This window comes from Pseudoalteromonas sp. PA2MD11 (genome assembly GCF_017808125.1).
In the GTDB taxonomy this organism is placed as follows: Bacteria; Pseudomonadota; Gammaproteobacteria; order Enterobacterales; family Alteromonadaceae; genus Pseudoalteromonas; species Pseudoalteromonas simplex.
In genome coordinates, this window is sequence record NZ_JADKNF010000007.1 from 19908 (window position 1) to 37487 (window position 17580).

Below are 17580 nucleotides of genomic sequence, written 5' to 3' on the forward strand. Positions count from 1 at the left end.
GCGAAAAGCAATAATGCAGCAAAAATAAAACCCAACAATTGGAGGACACATGTCACAATCGGTTTTAGATTTTATCAAAGAAAATGACGTTAAGTTCATTGATTTACGCTTTACTGATACCAAAGGTAAAGAACAGCATGTTTCTATTCCTCATCATCAAATTGATGAAGATTTCTTCGAAGACGGCAAAATGTTTGACGGCTCTTCAATTGCTGGCTGGAAAGGTATCAACGAATCAGACATGGTACTTATGCCTGTTCCTGAGTCTGCGAAAATGGACCCGTTTTCTGAAGAAGCTACACTAATCGTACGTTGTGACGTAGTTGAGCCTTCAACACTTCAAGGTTACGAGCGTGATCCACGTTCTGTTGCAAAACGCGCTGAAGAGTACATGCGCTCTACTGGTATTGCTGACACTGTATTATTCGGTCCAGAGCCAGAATTCTTCCTTTTTGATGACGTTAAATACAAATCAGACATGTCTGGTTCTATGTACAAAATCGATTCTGTAGAAGCAGCTTGGAATTCAGATAAAGATTACGAAGGTGGCAACATGGGTCACCGTCCAGGTGTTAAAGGCGGTTACTTCCCGTGTTCACCTGTTGATTCATCACATGACTGGCGTTCAGCAACTTGTTTAGTTCTTGAAGAACTAGGTCAAGTAGTAGAAGCTCACCACCACGAAGTAGCAACTGCAGGTCAAAATGAGATCGCAACTCGCTTCAATACAATGGTATTAAAAGCTGACGAAATCCAAGAGATGAAATATGTTATCCATAACATGGCTCACTTATACGGAAAAACAGCGACATTCATGCCTAAACCAATCGTAGGTGATAACGGTTCTGGTATGCACTGTCACCAATCTCTAGGTAAAGATGGCGTAAACATCTTCGCTGGTGACAAATACGCAGGTCTTTCTGAAGAAGCACTTTACTACATCGGTGGTATCATCAAGCACGCTAAAGCAATCAACGCATTCGCTAACGCGTCAACGAACTCATACAAGCGTTTAGTACCAGGCTTCGAAGCTCCTGTAATGCTTGCATACTCTGCACGTAACCGTTCTGCTTCAATCCGTATCCCAGTGGTACCGTCTGCAAAAGCACGTCGTATCGAAGTACGTTTCCCTGATCCAACAGCTAACCCATACTTAGCATTCTCTGCAATGCTTATGGCTGGCCTAGACGGTATCAAGAACAAGATCCACCCTGGCGATGCAATGGACAAAGATTTATATGATCTACCTGCTGAAGAAGCAGCTGAGATCCCACAAGTTGCATCTTCTTTACAAGAAGCACTTGCATCATTAGACGCAGACCGTGAGTTCTTAACTCAAGGTGGCGTATTCACTGATGACCTAATCGATGCATACATCGCGCTTAAGAGCCAAGAAGTTGAAAAACTTAACATGACAACTCACCCAGTTGAGTTCGAAATGTACTACAGCGTGTAATACACGCTATATCAGAATTATCTAAAAGATAATAAATGTGTGTTCTCAAGCCCGCTCTGCGGGCTTTTTTAATGGTAATTGAGCGGGTTCTACTCTACAGTTTTAGTTAAGTGAAAAAATGCAGGGTCGCAGGGTGAAAAGCACAACCTTATTGGTATTATCGTTATTATTTGCAAGCTTTTTTGGTTATACAGCAGCACAAAAAGTCTATTCTTGGAAAGATGAGAATGGTGTATTAGTATTTTCTGATACTCCTCGCCCCGGTGCTACTGAGGTCAAGTTAAATACCCAAAACCTTACAATGCCTGCAGCTGATACCAGTATTCTTGATACTGCTCCAAGTGCAGTCCCTGTTAACTTTAAAGTGTCAATTGCAGCCCCCGCAAATGAAGAAACTGTGAGAGAAAATACAGGTTCTGTTTATGTTACTACACGAATCAGCCCCCGTTTTGAAACTGGTTTCAAAGTTCAATTACTCGTTGATGGTTCACCTCATGGCGCACCAAGTAATAGCACGACCTTTGCTCTAAGAGAGGTCTTTCGAGGCGAACACACATTACAAGCGAAACTTTTTGATGCAAATAATAAACTCGTTTCAGTTAGCCCAGTCAGCACTTTTTTCATGCACAGAACTTCAATTAATAACGGAAATTAGAATTTTCGACATGATGTCTCGCAAAGCAAAAAGAGTATGCTAAGCTGCACTAAATTGAAACGCACTAAAATGGTGCAACCATGCTCAGAGATCTACATTTTAATTCTCAATTACTCGACAGTATTTGGAAAAATTTAAGTACTGCCGTTATTTTACTCGATCATGATTTTAAACTGGTTTACGCAAACGATAGCGCCAGTGAGCTTTTAGGTTTAGGCCCAAAACGTATCATCAACCAACCGTTCGACAACCTATTTAACTACCACTCGATAGATTTAAAACGTATTGCTCAGTATTCGTTGTTTGACGGTGTCGATTGCCACCAACATAGAGCTGACGTGGTGTTCGTCGATTCTCGCCATGCCAAGTTAACTATTAGCACACGCCGAATAAGTAGCAACGATGAAAATTATATCCTGTTCGAATGCCGCCAAATGGATGATGAAATTCGCCATGACCAAGCTTCGAATCAAATGCATCAATATCAAGCTGCCCGTAACCTTATTCGTGGTTTAGCACATGAAATTAAAAATCCTTTAGGTGGAATTCGCGGAGCGGCGCAATTATTGCAGTATGAGGTTGATCAGCAAGAACGTGATCAATGTGCCGAATTAATCATTGAACAAGCAGACCGTTTACGCGAGCTTGTCGACCGTTTACTTGGTCCGAATCAACTGCCACACAAATCCCATGGCAATATTCACCAAGCGTTAGAGTCGGTGATTAAACTGAGCATGTTAGACAACAATGCCAATATCACTTTAGTGAAAGACTATGATCCAAGTATACCGAGTGTATACATAGATCAGAGTAAAATTCAGCAAGTGGTACTGAACATTATTCGTAATGCACAACAGGCACTTGTTGATGGTGGCGAGATAAGAATAAAAACTCGCATCAATCATCAACACAGGCGCCCGGGTAAGGCACCGAAAAAAACCTTGCTGATCCAAATTTCGGATAACGGCCCAGGTATAGACAAGAGCTTACGTGAAACCTTGTTCTACCCAATGATCACCAACAAAGAAAATGGATCAGGGCTTGGTTTATCGATAGCGCAAACCTTGGTTGACCAACATGACGGCCACATTGATTGTGACAGTTGGCCTGGCCATACAGAATTTAATATCTATTTGCCTTTTACGGATTAATGGTTTTTTGGAGTAGTCATGAAAACAGTCTGGTTAGTTGATGATGATGCCTCAATTCGCTTTGTATTGGAAAAAGCGTTGGCACGTGCAGGATTTGACACTGAAAGCTATGCAAACGCACAAGATGTGCTTAACGCATTAAAGTTTAGCCAGCCCACGGTATTGGTATCTGATGTGCGTATGCCTGGCATGGACGGCATGGCGTTACTCGAAACAATTGCCGAGCAAAACCCTGGCTTACCTGTTATTATCATGACAGCTCACTCGGACTTAGACTCCGCAGTAAATGCCTTCCAAAAAGGGGCGTTTGAGTACCTCGCCAAACCGTTTGACTTAGACGAAGCCGTGGCACTGGTAGAAAGCGCCTGTCGCGCTAACTCAACAAAGAAAACTAAACGCAAACAAGCACCACAAACAAATGCGCATATCATCGGTGAAGCACCTGCAATGCAAGAGGTGTTTCGCGCGATCGGTAAATTATCAGCATCAAGTATGAGCGTGCTGATTAATGGTGAGTCAGGGACAGGTAAAGAGCTAGTTGCAAGCGCCCTGCATAACCACAGCCCACGCAAAGAAAACCAATTTATAGCTCTGAATATGGCTGCCATTCCTAAAGAATTAGTTGAGTCAGAGTTATTTGGCCACGAAAAAGGCGCATTTACTGGAGCCGACAGCATTCGTAAAGGCCGTTTTGAACAAGCGAATGGCGGCACCTTATTTTTAGATGAAATTGGTGATATGCCACTCGACGTTCAAACACGTTTATTACGCGTGTTAGCCGATGGTGAGTTTTACCGCGTGGGCGGCCATCAAAGTATTAAAGTTGATGTACGTATTATTGCTGCAACGCACCAAAACCTCGAAGACTTGGTAAAACAAGGTAAGTTTCGTGACGACTTATTCCACCGCTTAAACGTAGTGCGTTTACGCTTACCCGCGCTGCGTGAGCGTACGGAAGATATTGAACGACTAGCACAACACTTTCTACATAAAAGTGCCAAAGAGCTGCAAGTTGACAGCAAAATTTTAAGCCCAAAAGCCACTGAGCAACTACGCCTATTTAACTGGCCAGGTAACGTGCGCCAATTAGAAAACACCTGCCGTTGGTTAACCGTTATGGCTCCGGGTGAACTTATTAGTGAACAAGATTTACCACCTGAAATCGTCGCAGTTACACCAATCGAGCAAGAAGGCGACTGGCTAGATGCATTTCAACAATGGCTTAACCTTGAACTTAAGCAAGGTAAAGAAAATATTTGGCCTGCCATTCAAGCACAACTCGAGACTCGCTTGATTAAAACTGCTCTTGCCAACTGTGCTGGGCACAAGCAAGAAGCCGCAGTGAAGATTGGCTGGGGTCGTAATACATTGACCCGCAAGCTAAAAGAGCGCAATATTAGCTAATTTCGCGCAACCCAATGTGAGTCAATGAATTTAATCGAGCACATTCCACTAATTAAACAAATGGAAATTATTAACAGATTACCATTTTTTAGAGAGTTCACATTAAGCGAACGACAAGTGTTATTAGAGTCATTTAGCCATTTATATTTGGTCAAGCAAGGCCGCGCTGTTTTCAAACAATACGATACTGATAAGCGGCTTTATATTGTGCTAAGCGGCTCACTGATGGTATTCAAACAAAGCCACCTTCTTGAACTTGGCACGATTGAGCCTGGCGAATTTATCGGTGAAGGTGCTTTTATCAATAACCGCGAGCACAGTACGAGTGCGCGCGCAAAAGTTGATACCATTTTGTTAGCTATCACCCCTGAAGCACTGACTCGTTTGCCCAATGTGATCCGCGAGAAAATTAAAGATCGCATAATCGAAGGTATGAGTGAACGAATTACCAAACTTAGTAATTACCTCGAATCGCGCAGCTGACTTCCATTTAATTTTTTCTGAGAGTTAAATCAGAAACATACCTCACGGTAGGAGTTAAAACAAAAACAGCAAATAATAAATAAATAATAGAAATTTGGAACATATCGTAAATTTCATAGCCATCACGGTTATTTATAAACTCATACCCTAGTGCAACTATATAAATAATTACATAAAACGTGATAGTAAAAATCCAAAACGCCTTCGATTTTATAAGCTCCTTTCGAAAAGCATAGTTATAAGCCCCAACAAGAATTAATACATCAGCGCATAGAAGTAGAATGCTAACAAGTAAAGGGTGAGTAGGGGCAATTGATTCATCAATTGTAAATGCATCATAGATAGAAAAAGACACAAAAACACACATTACTACGAAAAGTACTTGCCACTTTAGCCTACGCTCTTTCATTTCACCACCAATGTCCATAAGGAATTTCAGCTGGTTCCAAAGGTAACTTTCGCCATCCATCTTTATCATCAATATAACGGCGTTTGAAGTTTCTCCGTTTTGCACCAATTGGAGTCAATGAGAGCAAAGCTTGCAATAGGCCTTTGAATTCTTTTGAATCTCTACCTGATTGACCAAACGTAATCTTCAATAAAGGTTGAAGATTCTTATATTGCTCTTCTGCATCCTCCTTCTTCTTAAAAAACTCTTTATAAATAAAATCTCCTGCTGAATAGATTTTCCCTATTAGTCCTGCATTCCTTAAAGAACCCTTCATTATTTTGACTTTCCTGTCGTTTAATCCCGTTTGTACCCTAACAAGAAAAATATCATGCTTCAATAATGAAATAATCCTTTTATTTATAAGGGTTAAAGTACTTTAACCTAGTCCATATACACAATTTGAAATGAGCAATTTAACCAACTTGGGCTATTAACGCGAGCCGTGTAACGGTAGGTGTCTGATGGTTTCATACCAAAAGGGGTACTCACTTCTGGCGTTAAATGGCTGTAACTTTGCGAATAGTTTTTATAATAAATGACTAGGTGGCCGTATAAGTATTCCCAATCAAGAGTAACTTTACTACCGCCAGCAAGAGTAAAGTGAGCTTGCTTATCACTGAATGTAACAACAAGATCATTATACTTGTCTTCAACACATCCTGTGGTGAGTACACGAGCCGGCATAGTAAAATTAGTGGTAGTATTTTTAGCTTTTAAATAAAAGCCAATATTGCCATGATTGTAAAAGTGGTTGGCATCTGTGGTGTATTTGATTTCAACTTCATAACCCAATCCTTGCATAATTTCAGCAAGTTGCTCAGTTTCATAAGTGAGGATTTTATCACTCGATAACATTAAGGTTGCATCCGCAAACTCTCTTGGCACTGGGAGCTGAGTGTATTCATAGGGTAAGCTTTGCTTATTTAATGCTTGCTCTAATGATTGCAACTGCGACTGATCAAGATTTTCTGTGTATACGTAGACTGTAGCTTGCTGACAACCAGCCAAAATTAAAAATATGGCTGCCGAAATTATCCTTTTCATATTCTTTCTCACTTTAGATTACAAATGTAGTCTAAAGTGAGAAAAACAATAAATCAATTAATTAAGATGTTTTTTTAGCCAACTATTAACACTTTGACGGGTATATAAAATATCTTTAAATAAACGGTGAGTTTGATGCTGAAGCAGTTTTTCTTTATTTGTTTCACCTGAACTTAACTGGCTATGGTTATCATTAAAACGCGAAATTAACGCAAAACCTTGTTCTGACTTTTCAGGCTGAGATTTAATTGTTTGCGTTAACAAAGCTCGCACATCATCTGCAGCAAGCAATGACGAATCTTGCAAACCCATTAACTCTTTTCTTAGCGCTGATCTTACGCCCATTACAACTTCTCCTGAACGAATAAAAAATGAAACGGACATGCATTTAGCAATTTGTACACCAATTCCGAACGCGCGCAGTGTACCCAGTAAATACTGCAGTTTTTTTACTGTTTATAAAAATGTCAGATTTTTTATTGCTGTAAATTTTAACCGCCTGAAGAGCTTAAAAATTTAATCTTGGTTCAATTGAGTGCTAGGCTTTATAATGGCTGCGATTGAATTAAGAGAGACCAACATGAACGAAGATTTCATCGAAATTGAACTAGAAGAAGAGCCAATAGAGTTATGCAACTTGTTAAAAGTGCTCGACCTAGTCGAAACTGGTGGCCAAGCAAAAGCCTTAATTGGTGAAGGTTATGTTGGGGTTAACTATGAAATTTGTACAATAAAACGGAAAAAATTATACAGTGGTGACGTGTTGGCTTTCGATGGTGAGTTGTTCCAACTTACTTTAAGCGAAGATGCAACACCGAATCCTCGTCCACCGGAACCTGTACAAAAAGCACAACCACAAAGCACTGAAGAAGCGCCAAAAAAATCGAAGCGTAAACGTACTAAAAAACCAAAAGTAGACGAAAAAACCGGTCGCCGCCCTATCTCTTTTGGTTAACTAGAGCTTGCTTAGTTAGCATAAATCACCTTTAATTGAACCTGATAATAACAACAATAAAAGGTGATTTATGAATCCTCCAGCTTGGCTCAAGCCACTTGCTTGGGCAGCCCTTGTTTGGAATCTTTTAGGTGTCATTGCGTTTATAATGCAACTGTTGATCACACCCGAAATGATTAACCAACTCCCCGAATCACAACAAGCCGCATACCGCGACATACCGCTCTGGTCAACGGCTGCCTTTGCGATAGCCGTGTTTGCAGCAAGCTTCGCGAGCATCTTATTACTGGTAAAAAAAGCCCTTGCGCGCGAGTTATTTTTAATCTCGTTTATCGCCGTATTAGTCCAGCAATATTATAATTTTGTGGTGATAGATAGCCTTGCTATGTTTGGTACTAGCGCATTAGCAATGCCATTGTGTGTTATCGTTATTGGTTTACTATTACTGTTTATTAGCCATAAAGGTAAACAACAAAACTGGCTTAACTAAAAACACTTATTTCTGAGGGTAGTTTAAAGTAACTACCCTTTTTATCTGCCTCCTTCCCTTGAAATAAATCACATCAGCAGCAACTATATTAGGTAGCATATTTTTTCATCAGCTAGATGAATTTTTTAGCTGGTATTAAGTTTGCAATAACACTGTGTCTATTTCGAAAAGGAAACAACAAAGCAAGCCAAATTGCTTGCTCAAACCACAGGGGCAAATAATGAATAACAGTTTTGATACCCAAAAGCAGCTTACGATTAATGGTGAGCAATATCATATTCACTCTTTACAAGGTTTAGGCGACAAAGCAAAACGTCTACCATTCTCTCTAAAAATCTTACTTGAAAACCTGTTGCGCAATGAAGATGGCGTTAATATTAAAAAGCAAGATATCGATGCCTTATTAAACTGGGACCCTCAAGCGAAACCATCAGCAGAAGTCGCATTTACGCCTGCTCGCGTTGTAATGCAAGATTTTACCGGCGTACCCGCCATAGTCGATTTAGCCGCGATGCGTGATGCCATGGAAAAACTTGGCGGCGACCCTGCGAAAATTAATCCACTGTCGCCTGCCGAGCTTGTTATTGACCACTCTGTGCAAGTTGACGGCTACGGTGAAGATGGTTCATTCGACTTAAATGCAAAACTTGAATATGAGCGTAACAAAGAGCGTTACGAATTTTTACGCTGGGGGCAAACTGCCTTCGATAACTTGAAAGTCGTGCCACCAGCAACCGGCATCGTACACCAAGTAAATTTAGAATATTTAGCCCGCGTGGTATTTAACGATAGTAAAAATGGTAAATCACTCGCCTACCCAGATACCCTAGTCGGAACCGATTCGCACACTACCATGATAAATGGTCTTGGGGTATTAGGCTGGGGTGTGGGTGGTATTGAAGCCGAAGCCGCAATGCTTGGTCAACCAATCAGCTTACTTATTCCACAGGTCGTTGGCTTTAAGCTCAATGGTCGCCTGCCAGAAGGCACAACTGCAACAGACTTGGTACTAACCGTAACAGAAATGCTGCGTAACCATGGCGTAGTGGGTAAATTTGTTGAGTTTTATGGTGATGGTCTTGCTGATTTAGCGCTTGCAGACCGTGCAACTATCGCAAACATGGCGCCTGAGTATGGTGCAACCTGCGGTATTTTCCCAATTGATGATGAAACCATTAACTACCTACGTTTAACAAACCGCGATGACAAGCAACTTAAACTCATCGAGGACTATGCTAAGCACCAAGGCTTATGGCGTAACCCTGGCGATGAAGCTCACTACACAGATACGCTTGAATTATCACTTGATGATGTCGTGCCAAGCCTTGCCGGACCTAAACGTCCGCAAGATAGAATTGCCCTTGATAAAGCAGGTAGCATTATTGGTGAGCACTTAAAAGGCTTTCAAGAAGAACGTATGCAACATCGCGATAAAAGCGATGTTCAAGAGGCGCGCATTGAAGATGAAGGCCCAACCACCAACCCTGATGAGCCAGTAAACGAAGCACAGTTTATGGGCGCAGCTAAGGTTAACTTTAAAGGCGAAGAGTTTGAGCTTAATGATGGCGCTTGTGTCATTGCTGCAATTACAAGTTGTACAAACACGTCAAACCCAAGTGTTATTTTAGCTGCTGGCCTAGTGGCTAAAAAAGCCAAACAATTAGGATTAAAGGTTAAGCCATGGGTTAAAACCTCACTTGCTCCAGGCTCACAAGTGGTGACTGATTACTTGAAAAAAGCCGACTTAATGGATGACTTAGATGCGTTAGGCTTTAACCTTGTCGGTTATGGTTGTACAACCTGTATCGGTAACTCAGGCCCACTAGCTGATGAAATCACCGATGCAATTCAAAAGCATAAACTGGTTGTAAGCTCTATCTTATCGGGTAACCGTAACTTTGAAGGGCGTATTCACCAAGATGTGAAAATGAACTTCTTAGCGTCACCACCCCTTGTGGTTGCATACGCAATTGCGGGTCGTACAGATATCGACGTTTACAATGAGCCGCTTGCGCAAGACCCTAATGGTAATGACATTTATCTAAAAAATATCTGGCCAAGTGTTAGTGAAGTAAACGAGCTCGTCCGCGAAACTGTCACCAAAGAAATGTTCGCATCAAGTTATGGCAATGTGTATCAAGGTGATAATCGTTGGCAGAAAATTCAAATTCCTGATGGCAAACTTTATGATTGGGATGATGCGTCAACCTACATCAAAAAAGCACCTTTCTTTGATGGCATGGAGATTGAGCCTCCTGGTATTCCGAGCATTAGTGGTGCGCGCTGTTTAGCAAAATTAGGTGACTCAGTTACCACTGACCACATCTCGCCAGCAGGTGCGATTAAAGCGGATGCCCCAGCAGGTCTTTACTTGCAAGAACACGGCGTGCAAAAAGCACAATTTAACTCGTATGGTTCGCGTCGTGGTAACCACGAAGTAATGATGCGCGGTACCTTTGCGAATGTGCGTTTACGTAATCTATTAGCACCGGGGACCGAAGGTGGTGTGACCCGCATGCAACCAAGCGATGAGCTCGCCAGTATTTATGATGCAGCGATGCAATACCAGCAAGATGGCACGCCTCTGATTATTTTAGCGGGCGCCGAATATGGCACAGGCTCATCACGCGACTGGGCTGCTAAAGGTTCACTTTTACTTGGTGTTAAAGCCGTTATTGCACAAAGCTATGAGCGTATTCACCGTTCAAACCTGATTGGTATGGGTGTTTTACCCCTACAATTTAAAGAAGGTGAAAGCTATGAGTCACTGGGTCTAACCGGCCAAGAGTCATTCGACTTTGAAGGCTTATACGATAAAACCAATGAAGTCAGTGTGATTGCCACTAGCAGTGAAGGCAAACAAATTAGCTTTAGTGTTGATGTGCGTATAGATACCCCTAAAGAGTGGGATTACTACAAACATGGCGGTATTTTACAGTATGTATTGCGTAATATGCTGGCTGAGCAGTAATTGCTTTTAAGTTAACTAAGGGGCTGAATTTTCAGCCCCTTTTTTTGTTTAAAACACCAGTAATACCAATCCGCAATAATACTTAATCATTTTGAGGGATTAAACCTGTCGCTACCTGCGTTAAAAATTTCTGATTTAGAACAAACTAAATAACGAAATTTTTGCCTTGTTATCAACGAGGTTTTATTGCCTCAAAATAGACCACTTAATTAAGCGAATTGGTATAAATTGCAGTTTAGACCAACACACTTATTTACAAAAAATGAAAAGCACAAAAACCAGCGCGTTAAAATTAAACAAATAACCGACAATTGCTTGATTTAGAACAATCCTATTAATGACAACAGCACCTACACTTTAATTAAGGCTAAAGTGAGGTGCTTGTATGACCGAACAAACTATCATTCGAATCTTAAAAACCTTTATTATTTTAGGTATTTGCCTAATTATATTGGGGCATTCTTTATTAGCTGGTAATTACTTAAGTGATAGTATGGGTATACATGGCATTATGATCAGCGCAGCGTGTATTGCCGTTGGTGTGCTATTCTCTTTGCCTACCAAAATTTATCTCACTATTTTACTGATGAAAATGGAAAGCGACCTCGCAGCGCAAAACAAATAAAGTTAATTACCACCTCGCTCCTTGAGCTGCTGTTCAAGTTGCTTGGTACGCTGATCCATAAGCTGTTTTACTTGCTCAGCGTCTTGCATCATCTTTTGTACATTTTTAGGGTCGTATACCCCAAGCGCTGAAGGTGCTTCGTCAGCTTTAACTGTTGCTGATTGGTTCTCATCAGCCTGAAAAGTCTCTGCCGGTAGCACAGTTATCTCGTTCGGATCTAAACTTACCTCAGTATTAACGTAATTAGGATGAGGGGTATCAGCATAGTGCCACTGACCATGTTCATCTTGCCATTTATACACGACGACAGATGAATTTGCGTCTTTGCTCAAGCTCAACTTCTCAGTGAGCTTTTTTGCTTGGCTGGTAAGTGTATCGGCACTTTGCGAAGCAAAATCACTCACATCGCCACTTACTTTGTCTGAGTAACGCTCGAACATGCTCAGCTCTAGGTAAGGTTTACCGTCTGGCTTTTTAATGTAAAACAGCAGCGCAACACTGGTTAGTAGCAGCATAACGGCAAGATAACAAAAACGCTTAATCATTCGATTTACCGATTATTGGTAGTTACTCTCAATCTTAGCAAATTCACCGGATGATTTAAGATTTTTCATAAATTCGTTAAATTGCTCGCTCATGCGCTTCCCTTTTTCATTGTAAGTAAACTGTAATTGCATCGGAGCCTTACCAACACTGTAATCACTCACCGTGAATTTTTTAAAAGCATTATTTTTTGAGGCATACCACTGTAGTGTGTTTTTTGCGATCACAGCAACACGTTGATTTTGCTGCATGTCGACTAAAGCCTTCAGCATATCTAGTTCTGAGTAAAAGTCCTCACGGTGCAACTTGCCAGATGCAAACAACGCTTCAAATTGCGGATAGGTGTAGCCAAAGCGGGCCATCAACACATAACCACCTAGCTCATCAATAGCTGGAATATGACAACCACTCGGCATCACTAAAATATCTTCTACAACAGCGATACTATCACTCCAATAGTATTGCTTATTTCCGCGATACCATTGCTCAGACTCTAAGCGTACATCAACCTTGCCTTCATCAAGTAAATGCTGTGAACGCACCTCAGGTACCAGCATGTATTGAATATCATGATTATATTTCTCAGCAAAACGAATTAATAACTCATCAACAAGCCCTTTATGACTACTGTCAGCAAAATGATATGGCGGGTAATCCGTGTCATAAAGCGCAACCCTCAAAGTTTCTGCTCGCACTAAAGGCACAATTAAAAACAACAATAAAAAAACAACAGCACGACTCATAATTTTCTCTCATAAAATTGAGCCAGGGATTGTATATAAATAGCACAAAAAAAGCGCAACCTAGGTTGCGCTTTACGAAAATTCTGATAGGAATTTAGGATTAGATACCATCACCATCGATATGTAAGCCACATTCACGGTTTAAACCAAAGAAACGTGTCTCTTCTTCTGTCATGCCCGGTTCAAGTTTACGGGTTGTATGAACATCGCCCATCGACACATAACCTTGCTCCCAAAGTGGGTGATAAGGTAAATCATGTTTAGTTAGATACTGATAGATGTCACGGTTGTTCCACTCAATAAGCGGATACACTTTCACAGTCCCTCGGCTGATTTCAACAATTTGCTTATCAGCTCGGCTAGATGACTGATCGCGACGCAAGCCACTAAACCAAGTACCTGCACCCAGCTCGTTTAAGGCACGAGTCATTGGCTCAACTTTATTCAGTTGATTGTACTGCTTAATGCCTTCTTCACCTTGCTCCCAAAGCTTACCAAACTTCGCTTCTTGCCACGCAGGGCTAAGCTCAGCTTTATAAACTTTAAGATTAAGCGATAGTCGCTCCGTCATTTGCTCGATGAACTGATAGGTTTCAGGGAACAAATAACCAGTGTCAGTCAGTACCACAGGAATATCTGGCTGCTGCGATGTTACTAAGTGCAACATCACCGCCGCTTGAATACCAAAGCTCGACGACAAAAAGTGTGTGCTTGGTAAGTTTTCAAGTGCCCATGCAACACGCTCTTCTGCGCTTTTATCAGCCAGAAGACCATTTATATCAGCCAGCATGGCTGTTTGGTCTTCTTTGCTCATCGTTAAGATGTTTTTAAATTCACTCATGGTTAATTCCAAACCTTAAAGCGGTGTCGCTTATAAAATTATGCGTGAAAATCAGTTACTGAAACTTTAACTTCAGCAACAATGCCTTTGCGAATTACAAAATCACCAAAACACTCGCCTTCATTACGCTCAGTTGCCCATTGGCCAATTAGCTTATCGAATGCGTCTAGGTATACGTCTTCGCCAACATTTTCTAAATACAGTTTTGGAATACGCGTGCCTTCACGGTTACCACCTAAGTACACGTTGTATTTTCCTGGACCTTTACCAACCAGACCCGCTTCTGCCAACATTGCGCGGCCACAGCCATTCGGACAACCCACAACACGCATAATGATGTTGTCATCGCCAATACCATGTTTCGCTAATAGCGCTTCTGTTTTCTCAATTAAGCTTGGTAAATAACGCTCAGCTTCTGCCATCGCTAACGGACACGTTGGTAATGCCACACACGCCATTGAGTTTTTACGCTGCTCTGTATGGCTGTCATCAATCAGGCCATGGTTACGAGCGATCTCTTCGATTACCGCTTTTTGATCAGCCGGAACACCTGCGATAATCAAGTTTTGGTTTGCCGTCATGCGGAAATCACCTTGGTGAATTTCAGCAATTTTACGACAGCCTGTTTTTAGCGGTTTATCTGGGTAATCTAAAATACGGCCACTTTGAATAAACAGCGTTAAGTGGTGCTTACCATCAATACCTTCAACCCAACCGATACGGTCACCACGGTGAGTGAACTCATACGGGCGGCTCTGCTGAAATTTAACACCAGCACGTTTTTCAACTTCAGCTTTAAATACATCCGTACCTACACGGTCTAGTGTGTACTTAGTTTTCGCATTTTTACGATTTGAGCGGTTACCCCAATCACGCTGTACAGACACCACGTGCTCAGCAATTTTCAAGGTGTGCTCAAGTGGAATAAAACCAAAGTCATCCGCTTTACGAGGATACGTTGCTGTATCACCGTGAGTCATCGCAAGACCACCACCCACTAACACGTTAAAACCAACTAACTTGCCGTTTTCTGCAATTGCCACGAAGTTTAAGTCGTTCGCATGCACATCCACTTCATTATTCGGTGGAATTGTTACTGTGGTTTTAAACTTACGCGGTAAATAAGTTGAACCTAAAATTGGCTCTTCAGTGGTTTCACTCTTTTCACCATCTAACCAAATTTCAGCGTATGCTTTGGTTTTTGGTAATAGGTGCTCTGAGATCTTCGCAGCCCACTCGTAAGCTTCTTGGTGAAGCTCAGACTCAACAGGGTTAGTCGTACATAATACGTTTCGGTTTACATCGCCCGCTGTTGCAATTGAGTCAATGCCCACGCTATTAAGCATTTGGTGCATACCTTTAATATTTGGCTTAAGCACACCATGGAACTGGAACGTTTGACGCGTGGTTAAACGAATACTGCCATAGCTGGTTTTCTCTTCAGCAAACTTATCAATCGCTAACCATTGCTCTGGCTTGATGATACCGCCAGGCATACGAGCACGTAACATAACATTATGTAACGGCTCTAATTTTTGTTTAGCACGCTCAGGGCGAATATCACGGTCATCTTGCTGGTACATGCCGTGGAAACGGATCAGTTGGAAGTTATCAGCAGTGAAACCACCGGTGATCTCGTCTTTTAAATCTTGCTCAATGGTGCCACGTAAAAAGTTACTTTCTCTTTTCAAACGCTCGTTATCAGAAAGCTTTACGTTTTTGTCTTGTTCGCTCATGGTATTTCCTAAATTTGTTACAGTGACGGCTGTTAGCTTTAAACGTGATTAGTACACGTCTTTCTGATAGCGATTTGCGCTACGTAAATCTTTTAAATATTGCTCAGCTTGTTCATCATCTTTGCCGCTATTTTCTTTGATAATGTCTACAAGCGCCTGATGAACATCTTTCGCCATACGGTTTGCATCACCACAGATATAGAAATGAGCACCCGCTTCTAACCAAGCAAATACTTCTTGGCTGTTTTTGCGAAGTTTGTCTTGAACATATACTTTTTCCGCTTGGTCACGGCTAAACGCCACATCCACTTTAGTCAGTAAACCTGACTTCAAGTAACCTTGAATTTCAACTTGATATAAGAAGTCTTGAGTAAAGTGTGGGTTACCAAAGAATAACCAGTTTTTACCACTTGCTTCACGAGCATCACGCTCTTGTAAAAACGCACGGAATGGTGCAATACCCGTACCCGGACCTACCATGATAATTGGCGTTTCATCATTAGCCGGTAAACGGAAATTATCGTTATGCTCGCTAAATACTTTTACTTTGCAGCCTTCCTCAGCACGACGTGCTAAATAGCCAGAACACCCACCTAAGTGCTCGCTACCGAATGCATCAAACTCAACCAGGCCCACCGTTAAGTGAACTTCTTCTTCAACTTCTGCTTGGCTAGATGCAATCGAATATAAACGTGCTTGTAGTTTACGTAAGCAATCTACTAAGGTTTGTGCTTCAAGCTGAGCTGGGTTTTGACGAATAATATCGAAGATTTGGCGAGGCTCAATGTACTCACGCATTGCCGCTTTATCTTCAACTAACTTTAATAAATCAGGGTTGCCCGTTGCTGTTGCATATTTTTCAACAAAGCCTGGGTATGACTGAGTTAATTCTAATTTTTCGATTAATGCATCACGAATACTTAGTTCTTCGTCGCCGAGTTTAACCGTACTAGATGCATCGATTTGTGTAAGCGCAAGTACTTCATCAACAAGCGCTTCGTCATTTAAGAAGTAAACGCCTAGCGAATCACCCGGTGTATAGGTGATGTCTGAACCTTCTAATGAAATTTCAACATGACGCACATCTTTGGTTGAGTCACGACCAGTAATTTTTTGTACAACACTTAGTTCTGCAGCAAATGGGTTTTGCTTGGTGTATTGGCTTGCTGCTGGTGCCGCGGCACCAAATGGCACCGCCACAACTTGACCACCACTTGCTTGCTGCTGCGCTTTAAGATCAGGTTCAAACGCATCAAGTGCACCGTCAATCCACTTAGCAGCTTCATCATCGTAATCAACATCTAAGTCAGCACGCTGGAAAATAGTTTCTGCGCCAAGCTTGTTAAAACGCTCTTCAAAATCTTTTGCTGTTTGGCAGAAGAACTCGTAGCTTGAATCACCTAAGCCGATCACAGCCACTTTAACACCATCTAGTTTTGGTGCTTTTTTAGTCGTTAAGAATTCATGCAGACTTTCAGCGTCTTCTGGTGGTTCACCCTCACCATAAGTTGAAACAACAACCGTGATGAACTTTTCTTTTTTCAGGGCAGTTGGTTTGTAGTCAGCCATGTTTACTAACTTAACCGTTAGACCGCGCGACTCTGCTTGCTCTTTTAACTTACTTGCCACGCCTTTTGCGTTACCCGTTTGCGAGCCGTATAAAATAGTTAGCGGCTGTGCATCACCTGCAGCTGGAGCGGCTGCAACACCACCGGTTAATGCACCTGCGTTGGCATTTGCAGCTAAGTAACCACTTACCCACGCTTGCTGAATTGGATTAAGTTCAGCCACTAAGCCTTGCAGCTTTTGTACTTGCTCTTGCGATAGCGGGCTCGCCGCTGCATTTAGTTGACTTAACAACATGAATTTATTCCTCGTAACCCTGAAAAGTTAACTGCGAAACGAACTTGCTACTGTCATTTCGCGAACAATTTTTTCGACTTTAAAGACCTAATAAAAACGCTTTAAAGGTTTATCTGAGCGTGAAGAATAACGAGGTCTGAGGCGATTAAAAAAGAATAGAATCTGCTTT

General features: G+C 41.6%; 18 protein-coding genes. 9 read left to right on the forward strand and 9 right to left on the reverse strand.

Annotated elements, in window-relative coordinates; all coding sequences use genetic code 11:
- The first annotated feature begins 49 nt into the window (after positions 1–49).
- The 5 genes from glnA to ISP07_RS09605 all read left to right on the forward strand — a co-directional run bounded on the left by glnA (position 50) and on the right by ISP07_RS09605 (position 5149).
- Positions 50–1456, forward strand: coding sequence for a glutamate--ammonia ligase (gene glnA, locus ISP07_RS09585; protein WP_054552391.1), 1407 nt, complete (start codon positions 50–52; stop codon positions 1454–1456).
- Between the two features lie 118 nt (positions 1457–1574).
- A complete protein-coding gene (locus ISP07_RS09590) occupies positions 1575–2111 on the forward strand; it encodes a DUF4124 domain-containing protein (protein ID WP_054552390.1) in 537 nt (178 codons plus the stop codon).
- Between the two features lie 80 nt (positions 2112–2191).
- On the forward strand, positions 2192–3262 hold the full coding sequence (gene glnL, locus ISP07_RS09595) for a nitrogen regulation protein NR(II) (RefSeq protein WP_054552389.1): 1071 nt from the start codon (positions 2192–2194) through the stop codon (positions 3260–3262).
- A gap of 18 nt (positions 3263–3280) precedes the next feature.
- Positions 3281–4666, forward strand: a complete 1386-nt coding sequence (gene ntrC, locus ISP07_RS09600; RefSeq protein WP_054552388.1) for a nitrogen regulation protein NR(I) — start codon at positions 3281–3283, stop codon at positions 4664–4666.
- A 24-nt stretch (positions 4667–4690) separates the two neighbouring features.
- The gene (locus ISP07_RS09605; protein ID WP_209327493.1) at positions 4691–5149 is read left to right on the forward strand and encodes a Crp/Fnr family transcriptional regulator; all 459 of its coding nucleotides are present in this window, start codon (positions 4691–4693) and stop codon (positions 5147–5149) included.
- Positions 5150–5156: 7 nt separating this feature from the next.
- On the opposite strand, the gene ISP07_RS09610 is transcribed toward ISP07_RS09605, so the two are convergent.
- Genes ISP07_RS09610 through ISP07_RS09625 form a run of 4 tightly spaced genes read right to left on the reverse strand, consistent with a single transcriptional unit; the run spans position 5157 to position 6989 of the window.
- Complete coding sequence (locus ISP07_RS09610) at positions 5157–5576, reverse strand: hypothetical protein (protein WP_209327494.1); 420 nt, start codon at positions 5574–5576, stop codon at positions 5157–5159.
- Positions 5560–5937 carry a hypothetical protein gene (locus tag ISP07_RS09615; protein ID WP_209327495.1) on the reverse strand — a complete coding sequence of 126 codons (378 nt, stop codon included), beginning with the start codon at positions 5935–5937 and terminating at the stop codon, positions 5560–5562. Before ISP07_RS09615 ends, ISP07_RS09610 begins: the two co-directional genes overlap by 17 nt.
- Positions 5938–5981: 44 nt before the next feature.
- A complete protein-coding gene (locus ISP07_RS09620; protein WP_209327496.1) occupies positions 5982–6644 on the reverse strand; it encodes a hypothetical protein in 663 nt (220 codons plus the stop codon).
- Positions 6645–6701: 57 nt separating this feature from the next.
- A complete protein-coding gene (locus tag ISP07_RS09625) occupies positions 6702–6989 on the reverse strand; it encodes a hypothetical protein (protein ID WP_062566674.1) in 288 nt (95 codons plus the stop codon).
- A 235-nt stretch (positions 6990–7224) separates the two neighbouring features.
- Here ISP07_RS09625 and ISP07_RS09630 point away from each other — a divergent pair, with 235 nt between their 5' ends.
- From ISP07_RS09630 to ISP07_RS09645, 4 genes are all read left to right on the forward strand, one after another.
- On the forward strand, positions 7225–7599 hold the full coding sequence (locus ISP07_RS09630) for an RNA-binding S4 domain-containing protein (RefSeq protein WP_138599152.1): 375 nt from the start codon (positions 7225–7227) through the stop codon (positions 7597–7599).
- A 70-nt stretch (positions 7600–7669) separates the two neighbouring features.
- Entirely contained in the window at positions 7670–8089 is a 420-nt protein-coding gene (locus ISP07_RS09635; protein ID WP_209327497.1) for a hypothetical protein, read from the forward strand.
- 220 nt (positions 8090–8309) lie between these two features.
- The gene (acnA, locus tag ISP07_RS09640; RefSeq protein ID WP_209327498.1) at positions 8310–11060 is read left to right on the forward strand and encodes an aconitate hydratase AcnA; all 2751 of its coding nucleotides are present in this window, start codon (positions 8310–8312) and stop codon (positions 11058–11060) included.
- A gap of 385 nt (positions 11061–11445) precedes the next feature.
- The gene (locus ISP07_RS09645; RefSeq protein ID WP_209327499.1) at positions 11446–11685 is read left to right on the forward strand and encodes a hypothetical protein; all 240 of its coding nucleotides are present in this window, start codon (positions 11446–11448) and stop codon (positions 11683–11685) included.
- 2 nt (positions 11686–11687) lie between these two features.
- On the opposite strand, the gene ISP07_RS09650 is transcribed toward ISP07_RS09645, so the two are convergent.
- From ISP07_RS09650 to ISP07_RS09670, 5 genes are all read right to left on the reverse strand, one after another.
- Positions 11688–12230, reverse strand: a complete 543-nt coding sequence (locus tag ISP07_RS09650; RefSeq protein ID WP_209327500.1) for a DUF4124 domain-containing protein — start codon at positions 12228–12230, stop codon at positions 11688–11690.
- 12 nt (positions 12231–12242) lie between these two features.
- Positions 12243–12971, reverse strand: a complete 729-nt coding sequence (locus ISP07_RS09655; RefSeq protein WP_062566679.1) for a substrate-binding periplasmic protein — start codon at positions 12969–12971, stop codon at positions 12243–12245.
- A gap of 100 nt (positions 12972–13071) precedes the next feature.
- Positions 13072–13812 carry a phosphoadenylyl-sulfate reductase gene (locus ISP07_RS09660; protein ID WP_062566680.1) on the reverse strand — a complete coding sequence of 247 codons (741 nt, stop codon included), beginning with the start codon at positions 13810–13812 and terminating at the stop codon, positions 13072–13074.
- Between the two features lie 38 nt (positions 13813–13850).
- Entirely contained in the window at positions 13851–15548 is a 1698-nt protein-coding gene (cysI, locus tag ISP07_RS09665; protein WP_209327501.1) for an assimilatory sulfite reductase (NADPH) hemoprotein subunit, read from the reverse strand.
- Positions 15549–15596: 48 nt separating this feature from the next.
- Entirely contained in the window at positions 15597–17411 is a 1815-nt protein-coding gene (locus tag ISP07_RS09670; RefSeq protein ID WP_209327502.1) for an assimilatory sulfite reductase (NADPH) flavoprotein subunit, read from the reverse strand.
- Positions 17412–17580: the final 169 nt, after the last annotated feature.